The sequence below is a fragment of the Sorangium sp. So ce590 genome (genome assembly GCF_051521365.1).
In the GTDB taxonomy this organism is placed as follows: Bacteria; Myxococcota_A; Polyangia; order Polyangiales; family Polyangiaceae; genus Sorangium.
Window position 1 is genome coordinate 818,175 of sequence record NZ_CP150346.1, and the last position, 13,575, is coordinate 831,749.

Below are 13,575 nucleotides of genomic sequence, written 5' to 3' on the forward strand. Positions count from 1 at the left end.
CTGGACCCATGACAGGCTCCAGAACGAACATATCGACGGGTCCAGCTGGTCGGCCCTGGCGCTTCGACCTGGTGCTCGACGGCGGTGCGTCCGTGTCGCGGCAAACCCAGCTGAGCCGCGCGATCGTCCAGGAGATCCAGCGCGGGCGACTCCTGCCGGGCTCGACGCTTCCGGGCAGCCGGACGCTCGCGGCCCAGCTCGAGGTCAACAGGAAGGTCGTCGTCGCTGCCGTGGACGAGCTTGTGGCCCAAGGGTGGCTCGAGGCGCTGCCCGCCCGCGGCACCCGGGTTGCGCTCAACCTTCCGACGCTCGCTGTCGCCGACGCCGAGGGCCGCCGCTCCGTCGAGACGGCGCTCGACCGGCGACGCGCCGCCGGGATCGCGGTGAACGACGGGGTTCCAGACGCCCGGATCGCGCCCGTGGACGAGCTCGCCCGCGCCCAGCGGCGCGCCCTCCGAGCGCTGGCTCGGACGGGCCTTGGCTACGGAGATGCTGCAGGCGATCCCGTGCTCAGGGAGGTTCTCGCGGGCTTCGTCAACCACGCTCGCGGGCTTTCGTGCTCCTCGGAGGAGATCGTCTTGACGCGTGGCAGCCAGGGCGCGCTGAGCCTGTTCGCGCTGGCGATGCTGGAGCCTGGGGATGTCGTCGCCGTCGAGCACCCCGGCTACGCGCCGGCATGGCGCGCCTTCCAGCTCGCTCGGGCCGACGTCGTCCATGTGCCCGTCGACGCGGATGGCCTTCGAACGGATGAGCTGGAGGCGCACGCCAGGAGGCTCAAGGGGCGCCTCAAGGCCGTGTACGTGACGCCGCACCATCAGTACCCCACGACCGTCGCGATGTCCGCCGAGCGTCGAATGCACCTGCGACGAATCTGTGAGTCTTTCCGGCTCTACATCGTGGAGGACGACTATGATTACGAGTACCACTTCGAGGGGGCGCCGCTCTTGCCCCTCTCTGCGACAAAGGACCTCTCGTCGCGCTGCATCTACATCGCTTCGCTCTCGAAGCTCATCGCCCCCGCGCTACGGCTCGGATACATCATCGCGGACAGGTCCGTTGTCGCGCGCTTGAGGGCGGTCCGCGAGCTGCTCGATCGTCAGGGAGACGTCGTCCTGGAGCGCGCCGTGGCCGAGCTCATCGAGGACGGCGAGGTTCAGCGTCACGCGCGGCGCGCCCGGCAGCTCTACCGAGAGCGCCGTGACCACCTGCTGCAACAGCTCGCGTCGAGGCCGCCCTTGCGCTCCGCGATGGTGTGCGACCCGCCTGGCGGCGGACTGGCGCTCTGGATGCGCTTGCGCAGCTTGACTTCGGAAGAGCTCGTCAGACGCGCGCACGCGCGCGGCCTGGCCCTCACGCCGGGGTCTGCTCACGTCGCGGCTGGGTCCGTACCCGCATTTCGCTTCGGCTTCGCGGCGCACACGAGCGAGGAGCTGTCGAGGATCTGCGACGTGTTGGAGGCGTGTCTCCAGCCCGACTCCGAAAAGGGCGCCAGACCGGGGGGCCCCCGGGGGTCCGAGGCGAAAAGGGCGCCAGACCGGGGGGGCCCCCGGGGGTCCGAGGCGAAAAGGGCGCCAGACCGGGGGGCCCCCGGGGGTCCGAGGCGAAAAGGGCGCCAGACCGGGGGGGCCCCCGGGGGTCCGAGGCGAAAAGGGCAACCGCGAGGCGGTTCGGGGCAGCCGTGATGCGGTTCGGGGCAGCCGTGATGCGGTTCGGGGCAGCCGTGATGCGGTTCGGGGCAGCCGTGAGGCGGTTCGGGGCAGCCGTGAGGCGGTTCGGGGCAGCCGTGAGGCGGTTCGGGGCAACCGTGAGGCGGTTCGGGGCAGCCGTGAGGCGGTTCGGGGCAACCGTGAGGCGGTTCCGGGGCCCGGCGGCCGACTGGCCCTCATCGCCGCTTCGCGCACGCCGGGCACGCGATCCTGCCCTGCGCGTTCGGCGCGCACGCCTCGCAGAGCAGGTGCATCCGATCGTCGCAGGCCGCCGGCCTCGACGTCGCCATGCCGCACGCCTCGCACGTGAGCCTGTCCAGGCTCGACGCGCCCGCCGGGAGCCGCGCGACGAGCTCCCGCGACTCCTTGCGACGCCGGAGACGCAGGCTCACGAGCGCCGCCGGGACCTCGGCGATCACCAGCGCCGCGACCGAGCACGTCACCTTCGCCGCGAACCGCGCGGGCAGGGCCTCCAGCTTCGCGTTCCGCTCCGCCACGAGGTGCGCGACCTTGGCCTCGACCGCCTTCGGCTCCGCGCGCCGCCGCGGCGCCCGCGCCTCCGCGATCAGGTCCGCGAAATACGACACGATGCGATCGTGATCCCGCGCGTGCCTGCGCTCGACCTCGCCGAGCAGCGGCTGCACCGCCGCCCGCACCGCCCGCTCCGCGCGGAGCGCGATCCAGTCCGCCGCGCGGCCGTCCGCCGCGAGCGGCGCGGCGCTCGGCTGCACGAGCGCGCTCGGCCAGGCGAGGTCCAGGTGGGCGCCCACCGCGGCGTCCGGCTCGCCGCCGTCGTGCGCGCTCACCACCACCCGGACGAGCCCCTCGCGCCGGTCGTCGGCCTCGACGACATGAGCGACGCTGGCCGCGACGTACACCGCCGTACCCATCGAGATCTGCCCGGGCTCGCAGAGCCCGTTGCGCAGCGCGAAGCGGTCCGCGGCGGCCCTCACATGAGCAGGCCGCGGCGGATCCGCGGCGAGACGCGCCGACGTGGACACCGGCCGCCCGCGCGCCCTCGCGATCAGCCGCTCGAGCAGCGTCGAGCCGAGGCCGCACGCGACGTCCCCGTCCCGATCCGGGTAGAGCGCGAGGGCGCACTCCTCCGGGACCTCGATCTCGGCCGCGAGCCCCGGCGGCAACAGCGCCACCGCCCGCGCACCTTCCCGCTCGGCGAGCGCTCCGGCCTCCGCGAGCGCCTCGACAACGAAATCGAGCGGAGCGGGCAGCGCGCCCCCCGCAGGCGAGGCCGTCCCCGGCGACGCGGTCATGCCTCGTAGTCCTTCCCGAAGAGCCTGGCGTCGAGGCGCTTCACCTGCTCGTAACGCCCGCGCGCCGCGGCGAGCTCCTCGGCGATGGCGTCGAAGCCGCTCGCGAGCTCCTCCTCCGAGCGCGACGTCGCGTAGAGCGCGACGATCCGCTCCTCCAGGTCGCGCTCGTCGGCCAGGTTGCCGAGGACCATGTCCATCTCGCCCACGACCAGCTCGAACAGGTGCAGGCGGCGATCCAGCAGATCGAGGACGCGCTCCTCGGCGGTGCCGCGCGCGCAGAGGTTGTAGACGCGCACCTCCTCCCGCTGGCCCATCCGGTGCAGCCGCCCGATCCGCTGCTCGATGAGCATGGGATTGTAGGGAAGATCGAAGTTCACGAGGACATGGCAGTGATGGAGGTTGTGCCCCTCGCCGCCGGCGTCGGTGGAGACGAGCACGCGCGCGCGGCCCTCGCGAAACGCCGAGAGGGCCGCGCGCTTGTCCGCGGCGGAGAGGCCGCCGTGGAACGCCGCGGGCTCGACGCCTGCGTCGCGGAGCACGGCCTCGATGTACGACAGCGTGTCGCGGAACCGGGTGAAGACGAGGAGCTGCTCGTCGTGCGCGCGCGCGAGCTCGACCAGCGCGCCGCCCTTCCGGGACGCGCGGACCGAGGCCGCCTGCTGCGCGAGGGCGGCCAGCGCGGCGCGCAGCGCGGGCGCGCGCCTGTCGCTCGCGCTCATGCGCTCGAGGCTCCCGCGCACCGCGGCCGGGCTCGAGCCGGCGCCGAGCAGGAGCGTCGACGTGACGAGCCGGGTGCCGGCGTCGGCCCCGTGCGCGCGCACGAGCGCGAGGACGCGCTCGTAGAGCGCGCGCTCCTCCGGCAGCGGGTCGACCATCGTCGTGCTCACGTAACGGGGCGGCAGCGCGAGGCCGCTGTCGGCGCGGGTGTTGCGGACCATCACCTCGGCGAGCAGGGCGCGCAGCCGCTCCCGGTTCTTGGGCGACAGCGGGTCCTTCGGGTCGACGAACTGGGCGCGGAAGGCGGCCGGGGTCGCGAACTGGCCGGGCTTGAGCAGCGTCACGAGGTTGTAGAGCTCCTCGAGGTCGGTCTCGATCGGCGTCGCCGTGAGCATCAGGAGGAAGCGGCTGTGCAGGCCATCGACCAGCCTGAAGCCGGCGGTCGTGCGGCTCTTGACGTGGTGGGCCTCGTCGACGATCACGAGATCCCACGAGGCGGCCTGGACGAGCGGCGCGTGCCTCGCGCTCCTCGCGAGGGCGAGCGACGCGACGACCACGCCCTCGTCGCGCCAGAAGGCCTCGGGGTCGGCCGTGCGCGCGGCGTCGTCGGTTGTGCGCGCCGCGATCCCGGCCTTCTCCGCGAGCTCGCCGGTCCACTGGCCGACGAGCGCCGGGGGGACGAGGATGAGCGCCCGCCGGACCATCCCGCGGAGCTGGTACTCGCGCAGGATCATGAGCGCCTCGACGGTCTTGCCGAGCCCGACCTCGTCGGCGAGCAGCGCGCGCCCGCGGAACCCGCGGAGGACGCGGCGCGCGGTCTCGATCTGGTAGCGGTGCGGCTCGACGCCGGTGAGGGCGGCGAGCGCGAGCAGCTCCTCGAACTGCTCGGCCGAGGCGAGCAGATGGGCGCGCAGCGCGTGGCTCACCGCCGCGAGCGAGGCCGGCGGCCCCTGGAGCCGCTGGAGCAGCTCGGACCGGTCGAGGCCGGCCATCAGGAGCGGCGCCGGCTTCCTGGGCGGCGGGGCCGGCACAGGCGGAGCGGGCTCGGGCGGGCGCTCCGGGGGCGGGGCGGTGGGGGGTCGTCGAGGCGGCGCAGCGGGCGCCTCGGTCCGCCGAGCCGGCGCGGCAGGCCGGGCCCGAAGGGGAGCGGCAGGGCGTGCGGGAGGCGGCGCTTGCTCCGCGCGATGCGCGTGGAGGAGCTGCTGGACGTCGCGCCGATACACGAGCTGGCCCAGCCGGCGCAATAGACCGACGTTGCGGTCGAGGCAGAACGTCCTCGCGTTGTAGGCCACGAACGCCGGATCCGCGCTCGTCGATTCGCGCATCCGCTCGATGAGCCCGCCGCCCGCGAGCGCCTGCGGAAGGCCGTTCGCCAAGAGCAGGTCATGCGCCTCATCGAGCGTCAGCGGCAGCTGGTGCGACCGGCCCGAGAACGCGAATGCCAAGGTGAAGAGATCAGCGCCGGAGAGCAGCCCGCCGCCGGCGCCCGCGGCGAGCAGCCCCCTCACGTCGCTCGCGGTGATGGACGTGATGGGCGTCGTGGAGACCTGCATGCCTTCGCCGCCTTATCTTGCCGGCACCGGGCTGTCGAGGTGCCATGAGCAGGCGGGCGGCGGAGAATGAGATGATTATTTTGGGAAATATTGCCTGTCTGATCGTAATGTGTCGCCACCGGCTGGCGTCCTGGTCGACAAACTGTGGCGGAACTTCAGGCGGGCGAAACTAGGGGAGCCACTTGCCCACGTCGGCGATGGCGCGGGCGGCGCCCACGAGCGCCGCCGTGCCGCCCAACCGTTGCAGGAGCGGAGCGAGCTCGGTGAGGCTGCCGAAGCCGACGAGCATCCCGGGGAGATCGCCCGTCCAGTCGTTGCCGAGCTCGTTGCAGAGGACCCTGGCTGCGTCGGCAAGGGCCATCCAGGGCGCGCAGGCCGAAAGGACGCGCAGCGCCAGCCGGTCGCCGTGGGCCCAGTACGCGGACATGACCTCTCGTACGGCCTTCTCGCGCATCTCCTCGGGAAGATCGGGCAAGATGCCCGCGAAGGTGACCATCCGCGATTCCCCTTCTCGGCTCTCCGCGAGGCGCCATGCTTCGTCGGGCGAGAGGTCTGTGGGTCGAATCACCATGTCCCTCGACAGGTACTCGTCGACCTCATCGTACGTCGCGCCCGCGCGGATCCGACGGGTGCGCTCGGGATCGGCCGCGCTCCGGTCCGTCGTCACGTGAGGGATCGGTCGGGGAAGGATCTCGTCGAGACCTGCGCACGCGTCTGTCGCCCACCGCTGAACCAGCTGCTGCTCCGAGCCTGTCAACAGGGAGACGAACGTCAAGAGCGCCTCGGCGCGCTCGCGCGCGGCGCCCGTCGGTCGGGTGAGGTCCACGGTCGGCTCGGTGTAGGGCTCGGCGGGGTCGCGTTCTTCATCGCGGCTGCCCTCTTTCGCGCAGAGCGCCGCCTCCACGAGCGCACACCACACGACGTCGCACAGACGAGCGGCCCTTTCGGCTCTGGCCCCTGGGTCGCTCCCGGTCCCCGAGCTACACGCGTCTAGGAGCGCGTCCTTCGCAGCGCCACGAGCCCGACGGGCGTCCGTCAGGAACCCCACGAGGCCTCCAGGCCTGTCCATCCATATATCGAGCCACGCCGGGGAGACGAGCTCCATGCGATCGGCCACTCCAGCGGATCGCCGCGTCATATGAGCACCGAGGTACTCCACCAGGTACGGCGGCCACGTGCCGCGCGGCTCGGAAGCCGCCTTGCACCTACCCAACGCCGATAATCCGCGAGCGACGATGGCGTCCTCGATGACCGCGAGGCGATCGGGCGCCGCCCAGCAGCCGCGCCCCGCGTCGTCGCGGAAGCGGTAGGCCCCCTCGTCGTCCGTGACGACGAGTCCCCGCGCCGGATCAGGCGCGCGCTCGAACGCCTCGAGCTCGGCAATGTCCACGCCCACGGCCCCGACGAGATCTTCTGGCGACACGGGAGCGAGGACCGCGGCGAGCGCGTCGAAGACACGCGCGGCGAGCAGCCCCTCCTCACCCAGCGACGCCAGCGTGAGCCGTGCCCCGGCAGCGTCGTCGAGCGATGGACGATCGACCGGGCACGATATCAGGACCATCTCCTCGGCCGCCCACGCGAGCCTGTCGCGCCACAACACGCCGCTTGGAGCCTGCTCCTCGGCGTCGACGGAAACGACGATGCGCGCTCCCTCGCCGGGCTGGCTCAGGAAAGGGGCTTGCGGATCCGGCCACCCATCGGCCGCGCGCTCGACGCCGTCGAGGACCACGAGCAGCTGGGGGTTGTCCTCGTCAGGCACCGAAGAGACCCATCCGACGCCCGTCAAGGCCAGTCGGATGGCCGACATCAGCTCGCCCGGGCTCCGCGGACGGCTGAACATGGCCGTCGCCGAACCCTTGAACAGGCCGAGGAACAGCTTCAGCATGTCGCGCTCGATCGCGGTCCCGAACCGAGCGCTGACGGGCAGGAAGATCACCTCCGCCGCCCGGCGCTCGGCCACCGACAGCGCCCATCGCGCGAGGAGGGCGGAGCGGAAACCCGGGTCCGGGCCCGCGACGAGCGCGCAGGCAGGCCCTCCTGTGAGCCAGGCATCGAGCGCTGCGAGCAGTGCGTGGGTGTCCTGCGGAGCAGGGCCGAGGAGGACGCCCTCGCCGACGGACCGCCAGAAGGCGGCGAGCCCTCGGTGCGACCGCGCAAGGCCGCCCTCCGGACCGCGCAGCGAGGACAGCGCGACTTGCGGCGGAGAAAGGCCGGTCATCAACGTCCTCCTGCATTCATGAAGAGCTTCCGAGTACCCGGATTGTACGTCGACTCCCCGTTCCAGGGGCCGGTCTTCGTCAGGTTCTTTGGAGAGTGTCCCTGGATGGAGGCGTGCGGGATCCCCATCTCTTGCAGCATCGCCTTGCATGCTGAGCAGGGGTTGGCCGCGATTCGCAGCTTTCTCTTGTAGTTGTCTGCATTGCCTTCGTACGTCTCCAGCGTGTAGCCTTGCTCCTGGAAGAGCTTGGCGATGTCCGCCTTCGTGGTGTTGGGGCCGAGCCGGTGCGCCAGGTTGGTGAGCGCCGAGCGCTCGGCGCAGGGCTTGCCGCTCGGCACCGCGCTGTGCGGCGCCGGGAGAGGCCGACCCGTGTCTTGGTTGTGCCCATCGGCGACGATGTTGCCCGCCCTGTCCTTGATGACCGAGTACATCAGCCCCTCGACGTCGACCGCCGAGGTCGGGCAGTTGGCCGCGTACGCGAAGACGTTGAGGCCGCCCTCGATCCCCAAGGGATCGGCACTGATGTACCGGCCGAGGTCCGGGTCGTAATAGCGATATCTGTTGTATGAGAGCCCGGTCTCCTCGTCCGCGTATTGTCCCCGGAAGCGTAGCGGCGTGCTCGTCTGGGCACCTTCTGCCGCCACCGCCGATCCCCACGGGCCGCGCGTGAGCTCGCAGCCGATCCGGCCATCCGGCGCGACGAGCATCTCTGGCGAGCCGGAGTCGTCGTTCAGATAATGCCACCACGCCGAGACGGTGCGGCCCCCGCCCTCGGTGCGGGCATCGCGATGCGCGAAAGGAGCGGTCTTATCGTGCTCGAACACGTACGTTCGCTCGTCCACGATCGGGTCGCCTCCGGCGTCCGCCCTGCGGCGGATCTCGTGCACGAGCGACCCGCCATCCCAGACGAAGCGCGTCGCCTCGATCTGCCGCTCGGAGCCATCCGCCGCGCGGGCCAGGAGCCGCTTCGCGACGCGCCTGCCGAACGGATCGTACTCGAATGCGACGATCAGGCCATCAGGACGCTCGACCCTCGCCAGCATGCCCGACGCTGACCAGCGATAACGCGTGACCTCCTCCTCGCCTGACGCGGAACGCGTGCGCTTCATGGTGAGGCGACCGTCGTCGTCCCACCTGTACTCGGTGTTCCCAGCGCGCTGGATCCGACCGCCAGCCGCGTACGAGCGCGGCGGGGCCCCGCGCGTGACGTCGTGCAGGTTGCCGGCGAGATCATAGCGGAACGAGGCCACCTCGTGCCCGTTACGGAGCACCTGGGCGAGCTGGCCGACCGGATCGTAGCCGTACTGCGTCGCTCCACCGCGGGAGGTCCAGTGTTCCTGGAGGAGGCCGGTTAGCGCATAGCGGCGCGACTCGGCGTACCGCGTTCCCGGCGGCAAGCGCCCGATCCAGGCGGGCTCCAGGGAGAGGTCCCTGCCCGTCGCGCCGGGCGCGTTCGAGACGAGCCACCGTTCGGATAGGCGCCCGAGCGCGTCGTACGCCATGTCGATCCGCGCCCCGCCCTTGAGCGAGCGCGTCAGCTCGCGTCCCGAGGGATCGCGGGTGGACACGGCCTCGGCCTGGCCGTCGAGGAACAGCGCCACCTGTTGCCGCTCGAAGTCGTAGGACCACTGCGCTGCATGCCCGAGCGAGGTGCGGCGGGCGGCGACCTCCCCGGTGATCCGATAATCGACGTGCACCGCGACAGGAGCGCCCGCGACGTCCTGCGTCTCGGCGACGATCCATCCCCGTGCGTTCCTGTCGAACGCGAAGCGACCCGCGGCGTTCACGGCGAAGACGATCTCGCCGCGCCCGTTGTACTCGAACGATTCCTCTGTTCCATCGTCGAAGGTCCGCTTCGTGAGCTGGCCCGCGAGATCTCGCGCGTACTCGGTGCGCTGACCTTCGCCGTTCTTGAACCACACGACCCGGCCCATCGCGTCGTGACCGTACCGCAGGGTGCGGCCGTCGAACGTACGCTCGGCGACGACGAGCCCGGCGAGGTTCCTCTCGTAGCTGTGTGTCTCGCCCCTGCCGTTCGTGATGCGCACGAGCCACCCTTCGCGGTTGTACTTCAGCTCGGTCACTTCGCCGCCTGGCCTCTCGATGCGAACGGGTTTGTGAAGCCCACCATAGTATATTCGCGTCGTCTGACCATCGGACTCGGTGACCCTCACGAGGTTGCCCGCGCCGTCGTAATCATAGCGCTCGACCGACCCGTCCGGCGAGGTCACGGACAGGAGGCGGCCCCCCGCGGAGTAGGTGAACGCAGTCCGCCCGCCGCGCGCATCCCAGATCTCGACGCACCGGCCCCACGCGTCGTAGCGCGCTCGTGTTTGCGCTCCAGCCTGGTCGATGTGCTTGATGACGTTGCCTTGCACGTCGCGGAGGAAGACGAGCATCCTGCCGTCGGGCCAGCGGACCTCGATGGGCAGACCTCGCGCATCGAAGCGCACCGAGCAGGTGGCGCCGATCGGATCGGTCCAGAACAGGGTGTCGCCCGCGCGCTCGACGCGGGTCGTCTCGCCGTCTGGCCCCATGACCGAGGTAATCTCGCCCGATGCATCGCGCTCGATCACGGTGCGCCGGCCGAGCGGGTCGACGACCTCCGTCTCGCGTCCCATGACGTCGCGCTTCCAGGTGGTCCGCGCCCCGAGCGGATCGGTGAACGAGGTGAGAAAGCCCCGTCGGTCGTAGGTGCGGTCGAAGACGCCGAGCGGCGTCACCGCCTTGTCGACCAGCCCGTACGGGTTGCCGAAGTACCGGTGAAGAGCCACCGAGTCGACGGCCTCCGAGTAGCCGTCCCCTGAGTACTCGAGCTTCGTGTGGAGGATCCCCTTGGCCCTGGTGACGTGATCGGCGAGCACCTCGGGGACGTTGTCCGCCAGGCTTGGATCTGCCTTGCCGGCGTACTCGCCCCACGTCTCGATGCACCGGCTCTCGCCGTCGTACCGGAAAGAGAAGGTGAGCCCCGTCGGATCCGTGGTTGACGTCAATCGATGGTTCTTGTCGTACTCGTACCGCGTGACGTGCCCGTCGGCGTCCTCCACCGCCATGAGCCTGCCTTCCGCGTCGTACGCGACGCCGTCGAACGACAGGATGCGCAGCGATCCGCGGCGCAGGACGAGCTGCCAGGCGAGCGAGTAGGCCCACCCGAACCCGAGGCCCACATCGCGGTCGCGCGCGCTGCTCGAGTACGTACGCTCGATGACGAGCGGGAGCGGGCCGGGAAAGGAGATATCGATGGCCGGCACGGTGAAGACGCGCCCCGTCACCACGTCGACGGGATCGCCGCGCGACATCTTGCCGCTCGCGCCGGAGCCATGATGGTTCGGGCACCCGCCGCCGTCGGTCGAGCCGGTGCCGCACGAGCCGGCGCCCTTGCCGCCGCCGTCCGCGCCGTCGCCTCCGTTGCTGCCGCTGCCGCCCTGGCCGTCGCCCGCGCCATTGCCTCCACGGCCGCCGGAGCCCCCGCCACCGCCGCCGCCCCCCATCACGAAGACGCCAGGGTTCATGCCGGGGATGGCAGGGATGTTCGGGACTGGGGCGGTACGGGCCATACCCCGAAGATACGTCAACGGAACGAGATCCGGGCGGCGGAGTGTCTCCTGCTCGCCGCGAGCATCATCGGATACGGGGCGGGCCACCCGTGGGGGTCTACCCGGCAGCTCCGAGGCGGGGGCCACCGGGGCGCGAAGCGGTTCGGGGCAGCGGCGAAGCGGTTCGGGGGAGCCGGGGGCTCGCGGGGAAGACGCCGGGCGACCTGCCGGAGGACGCCGCCAGTTCGTGGTGGATCTCGGTCTCTTGCGCCGTGCAGAGGGTGGCGGCATGCACGTGGCGACCCCCCTTTACCGCGAGATCATCGTATGTGCTCTCTCGGGCGGCGCGCGGCCCTGACGTTCGAGGAGGCACCGAAGCCTCCTTCGCGCTCGGTCGAGCCGCCGCACCGCTGTCGAGCTCGGCATACCGAGCCTGCGCGCGATGTCGCGGATGCCGTGACCGATCGCGGCGAGGGCGAGCATCTCGCCGTCGCGCCGCGGCAGCCTGGATACCGCGAGACGCACGCTGAGAAGGCGCTCGCGCGCCTCGACGAGGACATCGTCGTCCCGCGGCGGCTCCGGCTGCACGCTCCACGGATCTGCCACCGGGATCTCCCGGCGGACCCAGGCGCGCTTGCAGTGGTGCCCCACCTTGCGCCAGACGATGCCGTAGAGCCAGCCGCGGAGCGCTCGCCGCGGATCGACGGACGCGTCCGGGTGGTACCTGCCCTCCTCGACAGCCATCCACGCAGCCAGGATCACTGCTTGCACCACATCCTCACGGTCGCGGGGCGATACGCCGCCGGCGCGCACGAGCGCGGCGATCCAGCCGCGCTCGGCGACGATGCGCTCCACGGGAATGCGGATGGCCGGGGGCTTCGCGATCGATGGAAGGCGGCGCCGGGGCGCGCTGCGCTCGTGGACAGCGGTTGTCGTGCGGCGTCGAGTCTGCATACCGGACCTCTGCAAGAGGGTGTCTGTCGAGAAGCCCTCAGCACCATCGCGCGCCCGTGACGGCCACGCGCCGGCCGCGCGCGCAGGCCGACATCGCAGCTCGCCGGTCGAGTCGGCCCACGTCGAGCACCTCGGGCGCCGATGCTCGTGATTCCTCGTCGCGGAGGCGCTGTTCTTCAGCCAGCGAATTCAGCGAACGCGCGCTGCGGGCGTCGAGAGCGCCAGGGACACATCGCGGCCCTGCGAGGGCGCGGCGCCTGGCAGGTCGCGGCGGCGGCGCTCCAGCAGCGCACGCGCCAGCGCTTCCTTCCCGATGGCGCGCGCGGCGGCGGCCATCCTCAGGCGCTCCTGCTCATCGCCCTGCGCGATGGGCCAGCGCTGCGCCGGGCGGGACATGCCTCGAGGACGAAGAGCCGCGCTGCCCTGGTCGTGCGAGGCCACCGTCGCTCCTGGTGAAGGATGCTTGTTGCTCGCGGCTGAGTACGAGAGCTCGCTCGCTCCTCCCGCCGGCGCCGCGGTCGACGAGGCGCGAGCACGCGCCGTGAGAGAAGCGCCCGGCGGCGCCGCGCCTCCGGGAACGAGAAGGCCGCTGTGCCCGGCCAGCATGAGCCCTGCTGTCAGGACGACGCCCAAGGCGCTCACCGCGAGCGAGGCGCCGCCGTGAGCGGCTGTTCGCAGGCGCGGTGCCCTTGCGCCGGACACCGCCTCACGGAGCGCGCGCCGGACGCGGTGAGCCAGGCGCTCCCGCGATACGGAGAGGCGGGGACGCTCCCCCGCGCCACCGGCCGCGCGCATCGGGAGCAGGGCGGCGAGGCGGCGGCGATGGCGCGCCTGCCAGCGGCGCGCCGCTGCCTTGAGCTCCTCGCGCCCGTGGCGGACTCGGCTCTTCGCGGTGGTGGCGGAGATCGAGAGCAGCTCCGCGACACGCGGGATACCCGCCTCGCCGAGCTCGTGGGCAATCAGCGCCTCGCGCCGCTCCGGCGGCAGCTCGAGCAGCAGCGTCGACAGGAGCTGCCGCCGCTCGTGCTCCATCTGGCGCTCCTCGGAGCTCGGCGCCTCGTCGGCGACCTCCAGCGGCTCGTCCGGCCACGGCGCCTCGCGCCGGCGGTAGGCGCGGCGCCGGTAGTTGGATGCATGGTTGTGGACAATGGCCTTCAGCCAGGCGCGCAGCTCGCCCCGGGCCGGATCGAAGGTGGCCAGGGCCCGCGAGATGCTGTGCAGCACCTCCTGAAGCACATCCTCCCTGTCGGCCTCCGGGATCCTCGCCGATGCCACGCAGCCGCGCAGGTAGCGGAGGTGCTCGCGGACGACGGTCTCCCAGGTGGGCGGCGGCGCTCCGGCGGACGCGCCGCGCGGATCCTTTGCATCCATGCCCGATCCATTATCCGCCGGTTACCCGATGGCGCTCGAAATCGTTCCCGGTCCCTCTCCCGGGCTGCCGGTATCGCGCTCTTGGCGGATCCGGATCCCCGGCAGGCGCTGAACCGGCGTGGCGAGGGGTGAGCGCGCGCCGGATCCTTGATGCTTTACGTGGACGTCTTCTGATTCGCCATCCTATCTCTCGCTCGTTCCGCGCCTGGGATTCGTGCTTGCGGGCGATCGGCGGGCTGAATAGGGTCG

At 71.7% G+C, this 13,575-nt stretch carries 7 protein-coding genes and 1 pseudogene; 2 read left to right on the forward strand and 6 right to left on the reverse strand.

Annotated elements, in window-relative coordinates:
* The first annotated feature begins 8 nt into the window (after positions 1-8).
* Positions 9-1,682 (forward strand): PLP-dependent aminotransferase family protein, encoded by a 1,674-nt coding sequence (locus WMF28_RS03085; RefSeq protein WP_437600538.1) that lies wholly within the window; start codon positions 9-11, stop codon positions 1,680-1,682.
* Between the two features lie 28 nt (positions 1,683-1,710).
* Positions 1,711-1,800 (forward strand): annotated as a pseudogene (locus WMF28_RS03090) (hypothetical protein); the annotation flags it as partial.
* 82 nt (positions 1,801-1,882) lie between these two features.
* Here the strand turns inward: WMF28_RS03090 and WMF28_RS03095 are convergent.
* From WMF28_RS03095 to WMF28_RS03120, 6 genes are all read right to left on the reverse strand, one after another.
* Complete coding sequence (locus tag WMF28_RS03095) at positions 1,883-2,977, reverse strand: hypothetical protein (protein WP_437600539.1); 1,095 nt, start codon at positions 2,975-2,977, stop codon at positions 1,883-1,885.
* Positions 2,974-5,247: a DEAD/DEAH box helicase gene (locus tag WMF28_RS03100; RefSeq protein ID WP_437600540.1), complete on the reverse strand. Its 2,274-nt coding sequence runs from the start codon at positions 5,245-5,247 to the stop codon at positions 2,974-2,976. The genes WMF28_RS03095 and WMF28_RS03100 overlap by 4 nt, the downstream gene beginning before the upstream one ends.
* Before the next feature lie 169 nt (positions 5,248-5,416).
* Positions 5,417-7,465 (reverse strand): hypothetical protein, encoded by a 2,049-nt coding sequence (locus WMF28_RS03105; RefSeq protein WP_437600541.1) that lies wholly within the window; start codon positions 7,463-7,465, stop codon positions 5,417-5,419.
* Positions 7,465-11,022: an RHS repeat-associated core domain-containing protein gene (locus tag WMF28_RS03110; protein WP_437600542.1), complete on the reverse strand. Its 3,558-nt coding sequence runs from the start codon at positions 11,020-11,022 to the stop codon at positions 7,465-7,467. The genes WMF28_RS03105 and WMF28_RS03110 overlap by 1 nt, the downstream gene beginning before the upstream one ends.
* A gap of 288 nt (positions 11,023-11,310) precedes the next feature.
* A complete protein-coding gene (locus WMF28_RS03115; protein ID WP_437600543.1) occupies positions 11,311-11,955 on the reverse strand; it encodes an RNA polymerase sigma factor in 645 nt (214 codons plus the stop codon).
* Positions 11,956-12,144: 189 nt separating this feature from the next.
* Positions 12,145-13,326: a sigma-70 family RNA polymerase sigma factor gene (locus WMF28_RS03120; protein WP_437600544.1), complete on the reverse strand. Its 1,182-nt coding sequence runs from the start codon at positions 13,324-13,326 to the stop codon at positions 12,145-12,147.
* Positions 13,327-13,575: the final 249 nt, after the last annotated feature.